Origin of the sequence: Microbulbifer hainanensis, from assembly GCF_014904735.1 — a bacterium.
In the GTDB taxonomy this organism is placed as follows: Bacteria; Pseudomonadota; Gammaproteobacteria; order Pseudomonadales; family Cellvibrionaceae; genus Microbulbifer; species Microbulbifer hainanensis.
This window is the reverse complement of sequence record NZ_JACZCR010000013.1, coordinates 15,111-34,264: the sequence shown is the minus strand read 5'-3', so window position 1 is coordinate 34,264 and position 19,154 is coordinate 15,111. Positions and strand designations below refer to the sequence as shown.

Here is a 19,154-nt window from a genome sequence, read left to right as displayed (position 1 = left end):
CGAGCAGTATCCATGACAGCAGCGGCCAACCCGTTTGATTCCCTGGCAAATGCCATTCTCGCCGCCGGTGGCGTGGCGGACCCCAGTGAGCTGCATGGATTTGCCTGCGGTGTACTGTCCGCCGGAGCGCGTCCGGACAAGAAGCGCTGGCAGCAGGAGCTGGCGGACCTGATGCAACTGGAGGCTGTGCCCGCGGACCTGAACCGCGATTTCCTGCAGCTCGCGCAAGACAGCCTGGCCCATTTGCGCAACGGCGAATTCGATTTCCAACTGCTGCTGCCCAGCGACGAAGACATCGCCGCGCGCACGCAGACCCTGGGGCACTGGTGCCAGGGTTTCCTGCTCGGTTTCGGTATCGGCAATTACCAGGGTGAGCTGGAGGCCACCAGTCGCGAGGCGCTGGAGGATATCGGTAGTATCGCCCAGGTGGATGCAGATGCTGTCGAGGCCACCGATGATATGGAAAAACAATTGCTGCAGGTGCAGGAATATGTGCGGGTGGCGGTCATGAATATTTTTACCGAGACAGCGGGCCCGCAGCCCGATGCCGGCAGCGCTCCGACGGTACATTGATGTCGGTGGCGATGATGGCCGGGTCGAAAGCCGCCTCTGCAAATGCCGCTACTGCCATCGGCAAGGCGGAATACGCCCGGCGGCGAGCGCGGCTGATTGCCGCGCTGGGTGACGACAGCCTGGCGATCGTGCCGGCCGCGCGGGAACAATTGCGCTCGCGCGATACCTATTTCCCGTTTCGCCAGGACAGCGATTTTCACTACCTGACCGGATTCGAAGAGCCCGAAGCGTTGTTGGTGCTGATGCCCGGTCGCGCGCAGGGCGAGTCGCTGCTGTTCTGTCGCGAGCGCAACGCGGAAAAAGAAATATGGGACGGCCCGCGCCTGGGACCCGAGCGGGCCGCAGAACATTGCGGTTTGTGCGACGCCTTTCCGATCGGCGACCTCGACGATATCTTGCCGGGGCTGCTGGAGGGGCGCGCACGCATCTATTACTCCATGGGACGTTTCCCGCAGCTCGACCGGCGTCTGCAGAATTACCTGCATACTATCGACAACGCACCGGGCAGTACCGGGGTGCCGGAAATGGTCGGGCTCGACCACCTGTTGCACGACCTGCGTCTGTACAAGAGCGCGCAGGAATTGCGCCTGCTCGCGCGCGCCGCGGAAATTACCGCGGAAGCACACCGCCGCGCGATGGTGCGCTGCCAGCCGGGGCTGTTTGAGTATCAGCTGGAGGCGGAAATCCTGCACACCTTTGTCGATGCCGGGGCGCGCGAACCGGCCTATCCGACTATCGTCGGCGGCGGTAAAAATGCATTGGTGATGCACTATTGCAGCAACGCGGCGCCACTGAAAAATGGCGACCTGGTACTGGTGGATGCCGGCTGTGAATTCCGCGGTTACGCCGCCGATGTTACGCGCACCTATCCGGTCAACGGCCGCTTCTCGCCGGTGCAGAAAGCGCTTTATGAAATTGTTCTGGCCGCACAGCAGTCCGCGATCGATACGATTCGTGCGGGCAATGATTGGGACCAGCCACACGCGGCCAGCGTGCGTACCACAACCGAGGGGCTGGTGGATCTGGGCCTGTTGCGCGGCGACGTCGACGGCCTGATCGAGTCCGGTGCCTACCGTCGTTTTTACATGCACCGCGCCGGACACTGGCTCGGTATGGATGTGCACGATGCCGGTGACTACCGCGTGCACGGCCAGTGGCGGCAACTGGAGGCGGGCATGGTGATGACCGTGGAACCCGGTATTTATATTGCCGCGGACGATAAGCAGGTGCCGGAAAAATTCCGCGGTATCGGCATTCGTATCGAGGATGATGTGGCGCTGACCCGCGATGGCGTCCAGGTGCTGTCGGCAGCGGCGCCGAAAACGGTCGCGGATATCGAATATCTCATGGGGGAAACGGAAGTGCAGGGAGAGCTGTGGTGATGACGCGCGAACAGCAGGATACCTCGCAAGTGGATGTGGCGATTGTCGGCGGCGGCATGGCCGGCGCCAGCCTCGCACTGATGCTGACCCGCTACTGCCCGCAGCTCTCGGTGGCATTACTTGAGCAGCAGCCGCTCCCCGATCCCCGCGCGAGTTTGCAGCTGCCGAGTTTCGATACCCGCGCCACCGCGGTGTCCGCCGGCAGCCTGCAGATTTTTGCGGAGCTGGGCCTGTGGCCGGCGCTGCGCGAACACTGTGCGCCGATTGAGCATATCGGCGTGAGCGACCGCGGTCGCGCCCTGGGTGTTTCCCTGCAGGCGCGGCAGCAGGCGCCCGCCAGTTTTGAGGGCATGCTCGGCGCCGTGATTGAAAACGCCGCACTGGGCCCGGTCTTGCACCGTGCCCTGGCGCAGACGCCAGTCGGGCTGCTGGCCCCGGCGCGGGTCGATAGCGTACAGATGGGCACCGACGGTGCGCTGCTGCGCTGGCGCGACGGTAACGGCGACAGTGAGCGCCAGTTGCAGGCGCGCCTGCTGGTGGTGGCAGATGGTGTGGATTCGCCCCTGTGCCGCCAGCTGGGGATCGACACGGAGCGTGTTGAGTATCGCCAGCGGGCGCTGGTGACCACGGTCGGCCTGCAGCGCGCCCACGGCAATCGGGCCTATGAACGCTTTACCGACTCTGGCCCCATGGCCCTGCTGCCGTTGCCCCAGCGCGATGGCCACCACCGCATGGCGCTGGTGTGGACCTGCGAAGAGGACGCCGCCGAAGCACTGATGCAGCTGCCGGAGGAAGCGTTTATCGCACGCCTGCAGCGGACTTTCGGCTGGCGTGCCGGTCGCATTGTGCGGGCGGGTTCCCTGCAGAGTTACCCGCTCAGTCTGTCGCTGGCGCGGGAGCAGTGGCGCCGCGGCCTGGTGCTGGTGGGCAACTGTGCCCATTTCCTGCACCCGGTCGCCGGTCAGGGGTTCAACCTGACCCTGCGCGACTGTTACTGGCTGGCGCAGTCTCTCGTGCAGGCAGATTTGGCGCGAAATTCACCCGGGCAGCTAGACTTGTTACAGGAATACGGGCGCCAGCGGCAGCTGGATCAACAGCTGACCATCGGCTTCAGTGATCGCGTGCCGCCGCTGTTCGCCTCCGCGAACCTGATGGCGCGGGGGCTGCGGCAGGCCGGTCTGCTCGGGTTGACTCTGGCGCCACCGTTGCGCGCGAGTTTTGTCGGCCAGGCGGCGGGTTTTGGGCTTTAATTGTCTGCGTACCTGGCGGCGTTGTCGCCCGGTTTAAAATGGCGGAACAGTCATCCTATGAAAAGACAACGTTTGGATATCGCAATCGTCGGCGCGGGCATGGTTGGCCTGGCCCAAGCTACGCTGCTGGCCGTGCGCCATCCACAGTTACAAATCGCGGTGCTGGAGGCCTCCACTGACGTGCCGCAGGTTTCCGCCACCGAGTACGACCCCCGCGTCGTTGCGCTGACGCAGTCGTCGCGGGCACTGCTGGAAGAGGTCGGCGCCTGGGAGACATTCGGTGCCGAACGCGCCTGCCCCTATACGGAGATGCGCGTATGGGACGCCGAGGGCACCGGTTCGGTGTGTTTCAACAGCCGCGATGTGCAGATGCCGAACCTCGGCCATATCGTTGAAAACAATGTGGTGGTCGCCGCGCTGCGCGAGCGCCTTGCGGCACTGCCCAATGTGGAAATTGTTGCCGGGTTCCGTCTCGAGAGCTGGTGGCGCGATTGCGGCCTCTGGCACCTGCAGCCGCGCTCCGACCGCAATGTGGTCGAGGGGCTGGAGGAGCATCCCGAGGTGCTGCGCACGCGCCTGTTGGTCGGCGCTGACGGCGCCCGCTCCAAGGTTCGCGACCTGTTGCGCATCCGCTGCCACGATACCGACTACCACCAGACCGCACTCGTCTGCGTGGCCAAGTGTGAAAAATCTCACCAGCACACCGCCTGGCAGCGCTTCCTGAAAACGGGCCCGCTCGCTTTCCTGCCTCTCGAGGGACTCGGCGACGACAATCACTGTGCCGTGGTCTGGTCTGCGGACGAACCGCTGGCGCGGGAACTGGTTATGCTCGACGATGCCGCTTTTGCACTGAACCTGGAGAAGGCGTTCGAGAGTCGTCTCGGCAGTATTGCTTCTGTCAGTGAGCGTTTTTCGTTTCCACTACGTGCGCGCCACGCGGAATCCTATTACGGTCCCGGTGCTGTGTTGATCGGCGACGCCGCCCACAGTATTCACCCGCTCGCCGGGCAGGGCGCCAATCTCGGGCTGCAGGATGTGCTGGTGCTGAGTGAAGAAATCGCGCGCGCGCTCAAGCGCGGCCTGGAACCCTCCGATCCGTCGGTGATGGCGCGCTACCAGCGCCGCCGCCGCGGCGATAACGTGGCCACGCTGAAAGCCATGAGCACGTTCAAATCCCTGTTCGGTGCCGGCAATCTGCACTGGCGCTGGCTGCGCAACACCGGATTGAGTATGGTGGACGCCAGCCCGCTGCTGAAAAAACGCATTATCCTGCGCGCGATGGCGGTGTGAGCGCGCGGGGCCGACTCGATTAAGGCCGGACCCTTGAGCCACTGGATTACCGTTCGCGACTTTCCCCTCAATCAAGACCTGAGCGAGCTGGCGCAGTTTATTCAGCGCTGCGGCCTGCCGCTGCGCATTTCCGAAGAGAACAATCGCCAATTACTGTCGACTCCGGATCCGCGTCTGGGCGAATTGCTGACGCCGCTGCTGGACCGCTGGTGCGCGGGTGAACTCAATCTAGCCGATGTGCGGGTGGAGCCGGTCGTAGATTCTGCGACGGCTACTGACGAGGACGACAGCAAGGATTCGGCCGGCGCGGAGACCGCTAATTCCGGCACGTCCGCAGGCGACGCCGCGGGACACGAACCTGTCCTCGAGACGGCTTCACCACTGCCCAGTTGGCCCTGGCGGAAAACGCCGCTGAGCCTGGCGCTGATTGCGCTGTGTTTTCTCGGCTGGCTTCTGGTACGTGAAAACCTGGTCCAGTTGCTGGCTATCTACCCGCAGCGCGGCGGTGATTTCACTCCCGCCAATTCGACGCTCGCCTGGCACCTGACGCACGGGGAATACTGGCGTTTGTGGACGCCGGCAATCCTGCATTTCTCGTTTCCGCACGCGCTGTTCAATGCGATGGGTGTCTGGATTCTCGGGCGGCCGCTGGAGGCCCGCGCGGGTACATGGATGTTTGCCATTCTGGTTTTGGCCGCCGCGCCGGTGTCAAATCTGGCGCAGTACTTCTGGTCGCCGGGTATTCTGTTTGGCGGCATGTCCGGCGTCGTCTACGCGCTGGCGGGAGCAGTCTTCGTCGTGCAGCGCTGGCAACCGCAGTGGCGCGACGTGCCCGCTGGTATTGTCGCGCTGATGGTGGGCTGGCTATTGGTCTGCGCGACGGGACTGGTTACTTATATCTTTGATGTCGGTGTTGCCAACGCGGCGCACCTGGGGGGCTTCGCTGGCGGACTGCTGCTCGCGGCGCTTTACTGCCTGGCCGGCGGAGCGAAAAACTTTGCCGTAAACACTACCCCTGAAAATAAAGCGGCCAGCTGACCGCCTATGTTTTTACTGATTGTCTATGTCCTGGTCGCTCTCGGATTTTCGTTCCTGTGTTCGATTGCCGAAGCGGTCATTCTCAGCGTCACCATGCCCTATATCACGTTGCTGGAGCGGGAGGGGCATCGTGCTGGCCACCTGCTGCGCAAACTGAAAGAGGATATCAATGCGCCACTGTCGGCGATTCTGACACTGAACACGGTCGCCCATACCGCTGGCGCGGCCGGCGCCGGGGCACAGGCGACCATGATATTCGGTAACCAGTACCTGGGTCTGGCGTCGGCAATACTGACACTGCTGATTCTGGTTTTTTCCGAAATTATTCCCAAGACACTCGGTGCCGTTTACTGGCGTCAGCTGGCACCTTTGATCAGCTATGTCCTGCGCGCACTGGTATGGATTTTGTATCCATTTGTGAAGATGTCCGAGTGGCTTACCCGCGGGCTTTCCCGCGGTACGACGCTCACCGGATTCAGCCGCGAAGAATTTGCGGTGATGGCAGAACTGGGCGCGGCGGAAGGCCAGCTCGAGCGGCGCGAGTCGAATATTTTGCGCAATTTATTTTTTACGCTGCGCGATCATTCGGTACGCGAAGTCATGACACCGCGGACGGTCGTCTATTCACTGTCTCAGGATGCGACGGTGGCGGAAACCTATGAGGATGTGGAAAAAAGCCGTTTTTCCCGTATTCCGGTTTACGAGCGCGGCGATCCTGACTGTGTCGTGGGCTTCGTGCTCAAGCAGGATTTGTTGCTGTCGTTTGCGCGGGGCAATAGTCAAGGCAAGCTGGCGGAATTTCGCCGCGACATGTTGATGCTGCCGGAAACGGCGACCATCTATCAGGCGTTCCAGAAGATGCTCGCGCGGCGGGTGCAGATAAGCGCGATCGTCGACGAGTACGGCAGTCTCGAGGGACTGGTGACGCTGGAAGACTTGCTTGAAACCCTGTTGGGTGAAGAGATCGTCGACGAGGCGGACAAGACCCCGGATCGTCAGGCGCTCGCGAGGCGGCTGTGGCGCTGGCGCTCCAAGCGTTATGGATTAAAAGTAGACGAGGCGGCGCAACAGGCGCATGATAAGGATGAAATAGACGAGATGGACGAGGGACCGGATAGCGACAAGCTACCACCGCGGGACTGATCGCCGTTGCACAGTCTTGAAAAAACGGAACCCGGGGCCCATAACTAAGTCCAAAGCAGTATCGCCCGCAATCCGCGCAGCGGAGGGGCGCTAGCAGTTTGAACTGCGTATTCCGGCGACAGCCTGGAATATTTTTACTGGGAATAATGATTTTGCGCATAGGGTTACTCTTTATAGTTCTTCAGTCAGTACTGCTTTGCGCAGCAGTACAGGCTGAGCCCGGTGTGTCCAAGGGGTTTACGGACCTCAGCTGCAGTGTGCTGCAGCCTGTCGACAGTGACGACGACAACGACCTCTTCCAGAACAATCCCGATAACGACGCCGACCTGCAGCACGTGGACAACACCATCGTGCTGGCGACGACGTTTGTTGTTTACGGCTTCCTGCCAATCAGCAACCGCCCGCAATCCCGTCAAATTGACAGCAACGCGATTCGCGGTCCCCCCTCTCTGGCCTGACTCCCCGCAAACTTTTTGCAAGGTATTTACGGATGCTGCCACCGACGGCGCACCGTGATTGAGTTTGAATGCGCGCTCCGGGCAATCCCCCGCCGCGCAAATCCCAGAGAGTTAAGCCAATGAAAAACCTAGATTTCCTCCGTCTGCAGGATTTTGACAAGCTGGTGTTCCCGGACGATTTCAGTGACCTGAGCCTGGACTCCCCGGCGCTCAGCTTTGTGTCGGATTTCAAAAGCCATCACCCGTCACTGCTGACGCCATCGGTGTCGGCACTGGATGCGGCGCAGGTCATGCGCGCGGGCCACTTGAGCGCGGTGCTGGTACTGGATAGTGAGGGGGTGTTTACCGGCTTGCTGACCTCGGAAGACATCTCCTACCAGCGGGTCATGCAATGTGTGGCCGCCGGTGTCGCGCGTCAGGAGCTGACGGTCGGTGACCTGATGCGCCCGCGCAGCGAGCTGAAAATGCTGAGCTACCAGCAGGTCGAGAAAAGCACCATCCGCGAAGTGCTGGAAGCGATGCGCCGCAGCGGCCAGCGCGAGTGCCTGGTGGTGGACCTGCACAACCATCATGTGCGTGGGTTGATCAGCGCGTCTGAAGTGGGTACGCGCCTGCACGCCGAAATCAATATCGATACGGCGCCGAGCTTCGCCGAACTGCTGCGGACCATGACGCCGGTGCACTGAGCCGGATCCGCAGTAACTCCCTCGCTAGCGATGCGACCGCCGAATGCTCGGCAGTCGCGCGCAACCCTCAGGCCGGCGGATCAATATTGTCGCCGAGACTGCCGTTCACCCGGAACCAGCCGGTAACGCTGTAGCGCGGCCGGTTGACCGTCAGGACTTCGTGGGGAAACTCCTCACTCAGAAAAATCACCATTTGGCCGAAGCGCGGCGCCACCTTGAATAACGGGTCGGCGGCCGTTGCTGCGTCCGGGCTCTCCGGCGGGTAGACCGCTAGCTCGCCACCATCGCGGGGCTGCCAGTTTGGTGTCAGGTAGAGCACGGTGCTGACGACCCGGTTGGTGCCGCCCTTGAATGCATCCAGGTGTTTTTTATAGAAAGTGCCGCGCTCGTAATAGGCGTAGTGACACTCATAGTCGAACAGCCCCAGAAACAGGCGCCGGTTCAGTCCCTGGCGCAGAGTCTCCATCCAGTTCAGGTAACTGCTCACAGCGGGATTGGCGTCGTCCAGCCAGAAAATCCGGTCGCTGCGTACGAAACGGTTGAGCTGGTGATCTTCCTCACGACCGATACCGGCGCGCTTGAACTGGTCACGATCGATGGAGCGGAAATGGCGGAGCATCCCCCCCAGTGTTGCCGGTGACACTGGCGCGGGCAGTACGATGTAGCCGTCCTTGCGCAGGGCGTGGGCAATCCGATCGAGCGGATCGTCGCCGTGGGGCCCCTGGCGGTTCAGCAGCGATACTGCGGTTGGGTTGTGCAAGCAGGTGGGCTCCGGGAAAGCCGCCGGTGCGGGCGCGCCGGCCGTGAATAGGCCGGAGACTTATACACCCGGGCGCATTGCTTGCAAAGCAAAATTTACGGCGGTCGGGTCCGCCCCGGCGGCGCCGAGGGAAAGGTTTCCCGCCGCTGCTTAGGGGCTCAGTTGGGCAGCCAGGCGTAGCTCATTTTCAGGAATGCCGAGCGGTCGGATTTCTCCATCCGGTCGAGCAGATCACTGTCCAGTGCATGGTCCGAATAGCCGATGAAGAACACTGTCTGCGGGTTGACCTTATAGGAGTAGAGCAGCTGCGATCCCAGGGAGCGGTTCTGGTGGGACAGATCCTCCGTATCCAGGTACAGGTCCAGGTTCCTCTCGATATCCGCATGCTGCAGTGTCAGTCGCAGGGCGCTGCGGGTGTCGAACTGATAGGTGAGGCGCAGGTCGGTCAGATTGGCGGTAAACAGGCGTCCGCCGTCGACATCGAGTGTGCGGTAGTTATGCTGAATCCGCGCCTCCAGGTGGCGGCCGATGTTCCAGGTAATCCGCGGGTCGAACTGCACCAGGTCTCCGGCGCGGTTGTTGTCATAGTCGATGGCATCCCCGACGCGGGTGTAGGCGCCGAGGAACAGGCCCGGCAGTGGCCGGACCTCGGTATAGAGCGACAGCAGGTTCTGGTCGTACATTGTGCCTTCGTAGGCCTGGACCCGGGTCAGACCGCCGAACTCCACATGGGATTGCAGCGGCCCCTCCACAAATACGTAGGATTCCAGTTCGCGCTCCAGCAGGTTGCCGTCCGTGTCGTGGGTGATATCCCAGTCGCCGTACACCTCGACGCGGTTCCACCAGTTGTTGCGCTCCCCGTGCCAGGTATGGCCGAGGCCGGCGACGGATTTCTGGTAGCCCACCTGGGTGATAAAGCCGAGGTCGGAGCGGAAGTCTTCGCCGAACTGCTGGTGGGCGACATTCCAGGACCAGCTCCTTGAGTTGTGGCGGTAGCGCACCTGGCCGGCGACGTCGCTCTGCTTCTCCGCCAGTCCGAATTCGTCCTGTACTTCCAGCGGGTTCTCCGACCGGGAGGCCAGCAGTTGCCCCTGCAGGCTGTCGTTTTCATTGATGCGGTATTTGCCGTCGACGCCGTAAACCTGGTTCAGGTAGTCGTCGGCACTGCGACTGGTGACCAGGGCACCGATGGTGGACTCATTGCCGAAATCCCGGCGGTAGCGCACAACCGCGTTCTGGCTGGCGCTGTCGTAGTTGGCGATGTCGGAACTCTCCACGCCGGGAACCACGAAATTGGTCTGCTGGTCATCGGTGATAAAGACACCGGTGGTGTTGCTGTCGGACTTGCTGGTGAACTTCACCCCGTAATCCGGGGTGCCGATATTGCGGGTGTGCACGATCGGCAGGAAGGTTTCGAAATAGTCGGCGCTATCTAGAAAGAAGGGCCTTCGCTCCGGGTAGAAGAGCGAGAAATTAGTGTTGACGTCCAGCTGCGCCACATCCGCTTCCACCTGGGAAAAATCCGGGTTCAGAGTGGCGTTCAGGGTGGAGTTGGCCGACAGGCCCCAGCGCACGTCCACACCGACTTCGGTGGCGTCGGCGCCCTTCTGCCAGTCTTCACCGGCTTCGGGATCGCGAGTCTCCCCGCGGGAGGCGGTAGCGGTCGGTACGATTTCCAGGTTGCGCCCGGGCTCGGCGTCGCGGAAGCCCTCCAGTTTACCCAGTTGGCACAGGTAGCAGGCACGGTCTCGGTCCAGCGGATTGCTGGAGATGCGCGCGCGGTCCTGGCGCGGGCGGAAGCGCAGCAGGTCCACGCCCCATACCTGGGTTTCCAGGCCACTGTGGAAGCGCAGGATATTCAGCGGTATGGCCATCTCCACCACATAGCCCTGCTCGTCGATCTCGCCGGCGGAATCCCAGGTGGCGTTCCACGAGTCATCCTCGTTGCCGTTGACATCGTCGTTGATCAGGTCCATCTGCACACCCAGTGGATTGGCGAAGAACTCAAAGGCGCGGCGCTGGTCGTTGAAGGTGTCCAGGACGATGCCGACGAAATCGTCCGAATAGGCGCTGTCCCTGCCGCGCATAAACGCGCGGATCTCTTCCGGATTCGGGTCGCTGGCGACGAAGGCGATGTACAGGGTACTGCCGTTCTCGACCAGGAATGCCTCGGTTTTTACCGATGGCCGCTCGTTCTCGCGCGGCCGGGTTTCGTAATTGAGTTGCACACGGCTGGCGCTGTCCCAGATAACGTCGTCCAGTACGCCGTCGATGGTCGCGGTCTTGTCGGCGTGGGGGATGGCGATATTGTCCGCAGTGACGACCACCGGGGATTCGGCGAGCGGGCTTTGGCAGAACAGGCTGGAAAATAGAGTGGCGAATACAACGCGGCCGAGTTTGCCTCTGGCCGGAAACGGGATATCCATATTCGGTAAACCAGTTATTAGAATTATGATGGGGAGTTTACCTTTCTTTACAGCGGATGTTGCGGCGCTTTGTCCCGTGAAAGCAACTTTCTGGCTGACAGTCATCCCCCTCACGCCGTCCCCCTCACGCCATCCGGGCAGCGGCAGGTCGTTGACCGCGGCGAGGTAAACCCACGGCGCGGACCGAGTTGGCGGGGGCCCGGGGCCACGCCGTCGCCAAACTCTGCTATTCCTTATCCCGGGTTTCGGGGTTGCCCAAATCTGCGGCAATCCGAATCTTTGTCGGCGGTTGGTGCGCGGGGCAGGTTTAAGTCCCGCTGCCTGCTAGGCTTGCAGAATATCGCCGTCTGGTCACTGCGGCGGGGTGCCCGTTAAAATAGCCGGCTTTTAGATCTAGCGGATTGAGAACAAAACATGGGAAACAGAACGCCTCTGTATGACACACATGTCGCCATGGGCGGCAAAATGGTGGATTTTGGCGGTTGGGATATGCCGCTCCACTATGGCTCTCAGATGGACGAACACAACAAGGTGCGCACAGCCGCCGGCATGTTCGATGTTTCCCATATGACCGTGGTGGATGTCGACGGCGATGGCGCCCGCGATTACCTGCGCCACCTGCTGGCCAATGATGTGGCCAAGCTGGACGGAAAGCCGGGCAAGGCCCTGTACACCGGCATGCTGAACGAAAAAGGTGGCGTGATCGACGACCTCATCGTCTATCTGCGCGAGCCCGGTTACCGCGTGGTGGTCAACTGCGCGACCCGCGAGAAAGACCTGGCCTGGATGAACCAGCAGGCGGCAGCCTTCGACGTGACCCTGACCGAACGCCCGAACCTGGCGATGGTGGCCATTCAGGGGCCCGAGGCTCTCGACAAGGTCAAGGAAGTGCTGGGTCTTCACTGGATCCCGGCCATCGACGGACTCAAGGTCTTTGAGAGCGTTGCCCGCGGCGACTGGTTTGTCGCCCGCACCGGCTACACCGGTGAGGATGGACTGGAAATCATGCTGGCCGGCGATGACGCTCCCGGTTTCTGGCGCGCGCTGGCGGATGCTGGCGTCGCTCCCTGTGGCCTCGGCGCGCGGGACACCCTGCGCCTGGAAGCGGGTATGAACCTCTACGGCCACGAGATGGACGACGAGACCTCCCCGCTGGTCGCCAACATGGGCTGGACCATCGCCTGGCAACCGGAAGACCGCGACTTTATCGGCCGCGGCCCGCTGACCGAAGAGAAAGCGGCGGGCGTCAAACAGAAACTGGTGGGCCTGGTGCTGGAGGAGCGCGGGGTACTGCGCGCGGACCAGTCCGTGGTAGTGGACGGCAGCGACGACCGCGGTATCATCACCAGCGGCACCTTTTCCCCGACTCTGGGCCACTCCATTGCACTGGCGCGCGTGCCGGTGACGGTCGGCGAGACCGCCCAGGTGGAAATGCGCAATAAGCTGGTGCCGGTCAAGGTCGTCAAGCCGTGCTTCGTGCGCAACGGCAAGTCGGTGATTTGAACGCGGCGCCCATTGATTCAACCGGCGCAGGGGCGGTGAGCCCGGCGCCTTTCGAGCTTTGAAGACTGAATTAAAAATGCTTAATCGAGGGATCACAGCATGAGCGAAATTCGCAACGAACTGAAATACCTGTCCAGCCACGAGTGGGCGCGCCTGGAAGAGGACGGTACCGTCACCATCGGTATTAGCGATCACGCCCAGGACGCGCTGGGTGATGTGGTGTTTGTGGAAACCCCGGAAGTGGGTACCACGCTGGCGGCCGGCGACGAAGCCGGTGTGGTCGAGTCGGTGAAGGCCGCGAGCGATATCTACTCTCCGGTGTCCGGTGAGGTGGTTGCCGTCAACGAGGCGCTGGAAGACGCTCCGGAAACCGTGAACTCCTCCCCCTACGACGACGGCTGGTTCTTCCGTGTCAAGCCGAGCGATGCCAGCGAGCTGGACAACATGCTCGACGCCGATGCCTACCGCGCCGAAGCGGAAGACTGAGCGAGAGCGACAGTTCCAGAAGCAAAAAAGCCGCGCCGATAACGAGCGCGGCTTTTTTTTGCCCTTTCGCTTTTGCCCTTTTGTTTTTACCAGGGGTTGAGGGCGGGAACTGCGCCAACTCTATGGATTACACTGGGCCATCCAATATCGTGATTCACACCATGCGCTATCAACTGGATGACCTGACCATCGATCTCTCGCGCCAGCAAGTGCAGCGGGGTGCGGAGCTGCTGAATGTATCCGGCCTCAGTTTTCGCCTGCTGGCATATATGCTGCAGCGCGGTTCGGAAGTTGTTTCGTTCGATGCGCTGATCGACGGTGTCTGGGCGCCGAGCGTCGTTAACGAGGAGACGGTCACCCAGCGCATCAGGTTGTTGCGCGCCGCGCTGGGGGATGATGGCCGCAGCCCACGTTACATCCGCTCGGTACGCGGCAGCGGTTACCAACTTGTGGTAGTGCCGCAGGCTCTCGCAGCCGAAGTGGGCGAGGTTCGGGCACAGCGCCAAAGCGGCGTGTCCACAGGCCTGCGCCGTTGGCGCTCTGCCGGACTGCTGGCTGTGGTCGCGCTGGCGGCGACAGCCGCCTGGTGGGTGATCGACGGCGGTGTGCAGCGGCAACCCCGGGGGCCGCAGGGCGATCTGCTCGCCCGCGCCGACTACTACGCCGGTATCGGCCAGCGGGAGAACAACGAGCGCGCGGCGGCGCTCTACCGGCAGGTGCTGGAGGCTGAGCCGGAGAATACCCATGCGGAACTGGGCCTCAGCTTTGCCTACAGCGCAAAAGTCTGCCGCTACGACGGCGATGGGAAGTGGACTGAAAAGGCCGAGTCCCTTGCGCTCCGGGCGCTCGACGGTGAGCCCGACAATTACCGCGCTCACGAAGCACTGGGGTACGCTCTGGACTGCCGCGGCCAGGTGGATGCGGCCATCTCTGCCTATCGGCGGGCAGTGGCGCTGGCACCGCCGCAGCAGAGCGGCAGCCGCACCGCACTGGCCTACCTGCTCGCGCAGCGGGGCGAGCTGGCGCAGGCGCTGGCGATGAATCTGTCGGTTCGCGATGACGATCCGGGCCAGACATTCAATGATCTGCAACTGGCGCGCAACTACGAACTGCTCGGTTACCCGGCCGCTGCCGAGACGCTGTATGCACGCAGTTTTGCGCTGTATCCGGACAATCTTTTCTCCAATGTCGCCTACCCCAGAAGCCTCTTTTTGCAGGGCCGTTACAGCCAGGCGCGGACTGTGCTCGAGCGCGCGGGTGCTCGACCGGTACATCCGGATTTCTGGGAATTACAGGGTGAAATGGCGCTGTTGCAGGGGGACCGACAGCGAGCACTGGCGAGTTTCCGCAAGGCCCACGAGGCGCGCCCTTCCGATCCCTATTTCGATACGTTGCTGCGGCTCTACCGGGTGCCACGCGCTGACGAGTGGATACCGCAGCGACTGGCGGCGCTGGCCGAGCAGCGTGCACAGGGCGTGGACGCCTCTTCGCTGTGGCTCGAGCAGGCCCTGTTACTGCAGGCGCAGGGGGCCACACCGGATGCGGTGGATGCCTTGCAAGCGGCGGTGGACCGCGGCTATCGCGATAGCGCCTATCTGCTGGTCTCTCCGTTGTTTGCCGATCTGCGCGGCGCGCCGGAATTTACGCAGGTGATCGACCACATCGGTGATGCGGTGCACACCCAGCGGGAACTGGTCCCGCCAGAATTGCGCCCGCAAGTGCCGCTCTGAGCTGCGGAGCCACCGGGGAATATCAGCCCTGCAGGGCGTTCAGAATATATTTTTGGAACAGTCGGTGGCTCTGTGGGTGACCGTAAGCTTCGCCGTAGGCGGTACTGGTGATAACCGCCACCAGTGACAGTTCCGGCATCACAAACACGTAGTTGCCGCCGTTGCCCGCCATGGCCCAGGCTTTCACCGGTCGGCCATGCAATTCGAAGGGCGCGTGCCACAGCAGGTAGCCGTACTCGTAGCCCTCGCGGGGCACTGCCCGCGGCGTCAGCATGGCGTCAATCCAGTGGCTGGGAACGACCTGCTGTTCGCGCCAGCGCCCGTGCTGGTTCAGAAGCAGCCCCAACTTGAGCAGGTCGCGGCTGCGATAGCCGGTGCCGCCGCCGGGCATGGCACCACCGGTCGGGGTGTACTGCCACTTGGCCGTGTCTATCCCCAGTGGCTGGTAGAGGGTGGCCTCGGCGAAGTTATCGAGACGTTCGCCGGTGGCGCTCTCTATTGCGGCCCCGAGCAACACACTGCCGGCGGTGCAATAGGAGAAGGCCCTGCCGTAGGGGGAGTCCTCGGGTTTGCTCACCCAGGCCGGGAAACCGCGCACCGGCAGATCGAGTGCGAATTTGACCCAGTCCCGCACCAGGTACATGCGTTCCTCATTCCCGCGCGAAAAGCTGTTTTCGTCGTCGCATTCCAGTGGGGAGCTCATGGTCAACAGGTCTTCCAGTGTCATCGCCGACTTGAGCGGGTCCGGGTTGGCGAGTGGCTGGTAGTTGGGAAAGAAGTTGACCACTCGCGCGTCCACGCCAGGGATGGTCTTGCGCTCGATCGCCGCGCCGAGCAGCAGTGCGGTCACGGTTTTGGTCAGGGAGCGCGTGTTGTGCAGCGCAGTGCGGCTGCTGTCGCCGAAATATTTCTCGTAAACCAGCTTGCCATTCATGGCGACCAGGACACTGGTGAGCTTGTGAAACTTGTCCTGCTTCACATCCGTTTCTATGCCCGCGAGTATCGCGGCGTCGATGCCCGCATCCGCGGGGTTGGCTACGGGGAGTGCGGCCGCCGCCGGTACCGCGAACAGCAGTGCCAGTAGAAAAGTGCAGGTTCTTTGGTACATGGGGTTCTCCAATGAAGTGCTATCAGGTGGCGCTATTGGAGTCGGGGACAGTGTGAAAAGCCTGAAGCCTGTATGAAGAATTATGAAGGGCGGGATCGCCGGGATGCTCGACGTAGCGGAAGGCTGATAGGAAGTGCATCAAGGCCGAGTCATCCGGAAATAAAAAAGCCGCACCGGAGAGCCGGTACGGCTTTTTGGGTTTTGTACGGAGTTGTCCGACGACTGGGGTTCAGTCGTAAGACGTCATTTCGCGCACTTCGCTGTCATTGATGATCTGATCCAGTTGGGCCTTGTACGCGAGCAAGATATTGTTTTGCGGAGATTGGTTGCCCTTCTCATCAATTACGTCGCGTTCTTTAATATTTTTGCTAAGCAGTTTGCCGCCCTGCAGATCGTAAACCAGTACGTCGGTATCTGTGTCAAAGTTGAAGGCGGATACCCAGTTCAGATTGATGCTGTAATACCATTCATTGAGCACCAGGCTGATCATCTTGTTGGCATTGTTCTGCTCCAGCAGTTGAGTCACTGCCTCGTCTTGTGGAACTTCATCCAGGTCAACGGACGTAGCGTTCCAGCCTGATTGGTTCAGGCCATTGACAAGGCGGCTCTGCAAAAACTGCGCAAGGTTTCTGTCCTTGTCTTCGGGCTCAGTGGCCAATATGTTATTTACTTGCCAGTCCATTGGGATACCGAACGAACCGTGGACTTTTCCGGTAAACGTTTTCGGCTTGCCATCTTTCACCCGTTTGCGTTGATCAATGACAGAAATCAGTACGGGCTCTTTGACTTGATATTCCGGCGTTGCAGACTGCTCTTGCAATGAAACTGGTGTAACACACGCTGTAACCAGCATTGGCATGATCAGCAAGGCTATTTTTTTTAGCATGACTTGTCCTTTTTTATTGAATGCAAAATACCCCGAAAGCATCGCTGACAGTTACCCCAAAGTATTTGGTTTCGTCAGCGCCGGACGAGTCTAGCACCTCCGTACCCGTGGATCGATTTCACGCCATTACACGGGGAATATGGAGACTTAGAGTAATTCGAAGGACGGATTTTACTGAGGCTGTAACAGTGCCTTGATACCGATCCGTTTCAGATAGGCCTGCACTGTCTCTTCGATTTCCTCCGCACAGTGCATTGCCAGCACGCTCTGCAGCAGCTTGTCGGTATCGGCCTTGCGCACTGCGCGCAGTGCAGCCTTGACCCGCGGCAGGTTGGTGGCATTCATCGACAGTACGTCGTAACCCATCGCCACTAACAGTAGAGCGCCACCGGGATCGCCGGCCAGTTCACCGCAGATACCCACTTTGGTGTTGGCGGCGTGGCCGGCACTGACGACTTCCTGCAGCGCGCGCAGCACCGCCGGGTGCAGGGCGTGATAGATATTGGCGACGCGGCTGTTGTTACGGTCCACCGCCAGCAGGTATTGGGTCAGGTCGTTGCTACCTACGGACATGAAGTCCACCTGCTCCGCCAGTTCGCGTGCCTGGTAAACTGCCGAGGGTACTTCGATCATGATGCCGAGCGGCGGCATGGAAATATCGTAGCCCTCGTCCACCAGCTCCCCGTGGGCGCGCTCTACCAGCTTGCGTGCCGCTACCAGTTCTCCCAGTCCACTGATCATCGGCAGCATAATGCGCAGGTTGCCGAGCCCCTTGCCCGCTTTCATCATCGCGCGCACCTGGCCGAGGAAGATTTCCGGGTGGTCGAGGGTCACGCGGATACCGCGCCAGCCGAGGAAGGGATTGGTCTCTTCGATGGGGAAATAGGCCAGCGCCTTGTCGCCGCCGATATCCAGGGTGCGCATGGTCACCGGGCGCGGGGCGAAGGCCTCGAGCTGTTCGCGGTAGATCTCGCGCTGTTCCTCCTCGGAGGGGAAGCGGTCGCGCAGCAGAAAGGGGACTTCGGTACGGTAGAGGCCGACACCCTCGGCGCCGCGTTCGAGTGAGCGCACTACATCGGCCATCAGGCCGGTGTTCACCCACAGGCGCACCCGGTGACCGTCGGCGGTTTCCCCGGGCAGGCCCGCCAGGTGGTCGAGGTTGCGGGCGAGTTCCCGCTCTTCGGCGACAATGGCGTCGAAGCGGCGCCGCAGTTCGCGTCCGGGGTGCACGTGCAGTTCGCCGCGGTAGCCGTCGACCACCAGATCGGCACCCTCAATCTGTTCGTAGGGCAGGTCCTGTACACCCATCACCGCCGGCAGGCCCATAGCACGGGCGATAATCGCCACGTGGCTGTTGGAGGATCCCTTGACTGAGACCAGACCGATCAGCTTTTCCCGCGGCACTTCGGCGAGCATGGCGGCGGTGAGCTCCTCGCCGATCAGCACGGTGTTTTCCGGGTAGTCGCGCTGGCTCTGCTGCTGCTGGCGCAGGTGCACGAGTACCCGCGCACCCAGGTCACGCACGTCGGCGGCGCGGTCGCGGAAATAGGCATCAGACATGGCTTCGAAGCGGCGCACGTGTTCGAGCATGACTTCGGCCCAGGCGCGGGGTGCGCTGATCTGCTGGCGGATACGATCGCATACCTCTACGGCCAGCGAGTTGTCGTCGAGCATGCTGATGTAAGCGTCAAACAGCGCGCGTTCTTCGCGGTTCAGATCGTCCTTGAGGCGCTCCCCGACTTCGCGGATTTCGTCGCGGGCGGAGGCGAGCGCCTGGTGGAAGAGTTCCAGTTCGGCGTCCACGTCGATGCAACAGGAGTAGGGGACTGTGGCAAGGTTGGCCTGGGGCGCGATCACGTGGGCGCGGCCAATGGCAACCCCGGGCGATGCGGCGATACCGCCGAATTTGGCTTCGTTGCGCTGCTGGCCGATGGCGACCAGCACGCCGGTAGCCTCGGCGTGGGCGATGACCCCGGCGAGCTGAGCAGACAGAGTGACGAGAAAAGCTTCTTCCCCCTCGTCGAAACGGCGTTTTTCCGCCTGCTGCACCACGAGCACGCCGAGCACATTGCGGTGGTGAATGATGGGGGTGCCCAGAAAGGCACTGAAGCGCTCTTCGCCAGTAGCCGGGAAATACTGATAGGCGGGGTGGGCCTCGGCCTGTTCCAGGTTGATCGGCTCCTCGCGGGTGACCACATTGCCCACCAGGCCCTCGCCGGGCGCCAGGTGAACCTGCCCCACCGCGCTCTGGTTCAGGCCGCGAGTGGCCATCAGCACGTAATTGCCGGACTGCTTGTCGCGCAGATATACAGAGCACACCCGGGTGTGCATCACCTCGCGCACGCGGCGCACGATGATATCCAGCACCGCGGGCAAATCCCGGGCCGAGTTAACTTCCTGAACAATGCTGCGCAGAGATCCGAGCAAAGGCCTGT

General features: G+C 61.8%; 16 protein-coding genes. 11 read left to right on the top strand and 5 right to left on the bottom strand.

Annotated features, from left to right (window positions below; all coding sequences use genetic code 11):
* Positions 1-12 precede the first annotated feature (12 nt).
* The 8 genes from IG168_RS04660 (at position 13) to IG168_RS04625 (ending at position 7,820) form a co-directional block, all read left to right on the top strand.
* Positions 13-573, top strand: coding sequence for a UPF0149 family protein (locus IG168_RS04660; protein WP_193162247.1), 561 nt, complete (start codon positions 13-15; stop codon positions 571-573).
* Positions 573-1,955 (top strand): Xaa-Pro aminopeptidase, encoded by a 1,383-nt coding sequence (gene pepP, locus IG168_RS04655; protein WP_226876534.1) that lies wholly within the window; start codon positions 573-575, stop codon positions 1,953-1,955. Before IG168_RS04660 ends, pepP begins: the two co-directional genes overlap by 1 nt.
* Positions 1,955-3,205, top strand: a complete 1,251-nt coding sequence (gene ubiH / locus IG168_RS04650) for a 2-octaprenyl-6-methoxyphenyl hydroxylase (protein ID WP_193162245.1) — start codon at positions 1,955-1,957, stop codon at positions 3,203-3,205. Before pepP ends, ubiH begins: the two co-directional genes overlap by 1 nt.
* Before the next feature lie 57 nt (positions 3,206-3,262).
* A complete protein-coding gene (locus IG168_RS04645) occupies positions 3,263-4,495 on the top strand; it encodes a UbiH/UbiF/VisC/COQ6 family ubiquinone biosynthesis hydroxylase (protein ID WP_193162243.1) in 1,233 nt (410 codons plus the stop codon).
* Positions 4,496-4,528: 33 nt separating this feature from the next.
* Positions 4,529-5,533: a rhomboid family intramembrane serine protease gene (locus IG168_RS04640; protein ID WP_193162241.1), complete on the top strand. Its 1,005-nt coding sequence runs from the start codon at positions 4,529-4,531 to the stop codon at positions 5,531-5,533.
* 6 nt (positions 5,534-5,539) lie between these two features.
* Positions 5,540-6,676 (top strand): CNNM domain-containing protein, encoded by a 1,137-nt coding sequence (locus IG168_RS04635; RefSeq protein WP_193162234.1) that lies wholly within the window; start codon positions 5,540-5,542, stop codon positions 6,674-6,676.
* Positions 6,677-6,900: 224 nt separating this feature from the next.
* Positions 6,901-7,134, top strand: a complete 234-nt coding sequence (locus IG168_RS04630; protein ID WP_193162226.1) for a hypothetical protein — start codon at positions 6,901-6,903, stop codon at positions 7,132-7,134.
* 119 nt (positions 7,135-7,253) lie between these two features.
* A complete protein-coding gene (locus IG168_RS04625) occupies positions 7,254-7,820 on the top strand; it encodes a CBS domain-containing protein (RefSeq protein ID WP_193162224.1) in 567 nt (188 codons plus the stop codon).
* A 67-nt stretch (positions 7,821-7,887) separates the two neighbouring features.
* On the opposite strand, the gene IG168_RS04620 is transcribed toward IG168_RS04625, so the two are convergent.
* On the bottom strand, positions 7,888-8,580 hold the full coding sequence (locus IG168_RS04620) for a 2OG-Fe(II) oxygenase (RefSeq protein WP_226876533.1): 693 nt from the start codon (positions 8,578-8,580) through the stop codon (positions 7,888-7,890).
* A gap of 158 nt (positions 8,581-8,738) precedes the next feature.
* Positions 8,739-11,006: a carbohydrate binding family 9 domain-containing protein gene (locus IG168_RS04615; protein WP_193162222.1), complete on the bottom strand. Its 2,268-nt coding sequence runs from the start codon at positions 11,004-11,006 to the stop codon at positions 8,739-8,741.
* Between the two features lie 414 nt (positions 11,007-11,420).
* Here IG168_RS04615 and gcvT point away from each other — a divergent pair, with 414 nt between their 5' ends.
* The 3 genes from gcvT to IG168_RS04600 all read left to right on the top strand — a co-directional run bounded on the left by gcvT (position 11,421) and on the right by IG168_RS04600 (position 14,725).
* Complete coding sequence (gene gcvT / locus IG168_RS04610; protein WP_193162220.1) at positions 11,421-12,509, top strand: glycine cleavage system aminomethyltransferase GcvT; 1,089 nt, start codon at positions 11,421-11,423, stop codon at positions 12,507-12,509.
* A 99-nt stretch (positions 12,510-12,608) separates the two neighbouring features.
* Positions 12,609-12,995 (top strand): glycine cleavage system protein GcvH, encoded by a 387-nt coding sequence (gcvH, locus tag IG168_RS04605; RefSeq protein WP_193162218.1) that lies wholly within the window; start codon positions 12,609-12,611, stop codon positions 12,993-12,995.
* Positions 12,996-13,117: 122 nt separating this feature from the next.
* Entirely contained in the window at positions 13,118-14,725 is a 1,608-nt protein-coding gene (locus IG168_RS04600; RefSeq protein WP_193162216.1) for a winged helix-turn-helix domain-containing protein, read from the top strand.
* Positions 14,726-14,747: 22 nt separating this feature from the next.
* Here IG168_RS04600 and IG168_RS04595 read toward each other — a convergent pair whose 3' ends face one another.
* The 3 genes from IG168_RS04595 to ptsP all read right to left on the bottom strand — a co-directional run bounded on the left by IG168_RS04595 (position 14,748) and on the right by ptsP (position 19,146).
* Positions 14,748-15,833: a serine hydrolase domain-containing protein gene (locus IG168_RS04595; RefSeq protein ID WP_193162214.1), complete on the bottom strand. Its 1,086-nt coding sequence runs from the start codon at positions 15,831-15,833 to the stop codon at positions 14,748-14,750.
* 229 nt (positions 15,834-16,062) lie between these two features.
* Entirely contained in the window at positions 16,063-16,719 is a 657-nt protein-coding gene (locus IG168_RS04590) for a hypothetical protein (protein WP_193162212.1), read from the bottom strand.
* A gap of 171 nt (positions 16,720-16,890) precedes the next feature.
* A complete protein-coding gene (gene ptsP, locus IG168_RS04585; RefSeq protein WP_193162210.1) occupies positions 16,891-19,146 on the bottom strand; it encodes a phosphoenolpyruvate--protein phosphotransferase in 2,256 nt (751 codons plus the stop codon).
* Positions 19,147-19,154 lie beyond the last annotated feature (8 nt).

Bases quoted from the DNA above. Each gene is read 5' to 3' on its own strand.
- gcvT (WP_193162220.1), top strand. From the start codon at position 11,421: ATGGGAAACAGAACGCCTCTGTATGACACACATGTCGCCATGGGCGGC.
- IG168_RS04645 (WP_193162243.1), top strand. From the start codon at position 3,263: ATGAAAAGACAACGTTTGGATATCGCAATCGTCGGCGCGGGCATGGTT.
- IG168_RS04660 (WP_193162247.1), top strand. From the start codon at position 13: ATGACAGCAGCGGCCAACCCGTTTGATTCCCTGGCAAATGCCATTCTC.
- IG168_RS04625 (WP_193162224.1), top strand. From the start codon at position 7,254: ATGAAAAACCTAGATTTCCTCCGTCTGCAGGATTTTGACAAGCTGGTG.
- ubiH (WP_193162245.1), top strand. From the start codon at position 1,955: ATGACGCGCGAACAGCAGGATACCTCGCAAGTGGATGTGGCGATTGTC.
- IG168_RS04615 (WP_193162222.1), bottom strand. From the start codon at position 11,006: ATGGATATCCCGTTTCCGGCCAGAGGCAAACTCGGCCGCGTTGTATTC.
- IG168_RS04600 (WP_193162216.1), top strand. From the start codon at position 13,118: ATGGATTACACTGGGCCATCCAATATCGTGATTCACACCATGCGCTAT.
- IG168_RS04590 (WP_193162212.1), bottom strand. From the start codon at position 16,719: ATGCTAAAAAAAATAGCCTTGCTGATCATGCCAATGCTGGTTACAGCG.
- gcvH (WP_193162218.1), top strand. From the start codon at position 12,609: ATGAGCGAAATTCGCAACGAACTGAAATACCTGTCCAGCCACGAGTGG.
- IG168_RS04595 (WP_193162214.1), bottom strand. From the start codon at position 15,833: ATGTACCAAAGAACCTGCACTTTTCTACTGGCACTGCTGTTCGCGGTA.
- IG168_RS04635 (WP_193162234.1), top strand. From the start codon at position 5,540: ATGTTTTTACTGATTGTCTATGTCCTGGTCGCTCTCGGATTTTCGTTC.
- pepP (WP_226876534.1), top strand. From the start codon at position 573: ATGTCGGTGGCGATGATGGCCGGGTCGAAAGCCGCCTCTGCAAATGCC.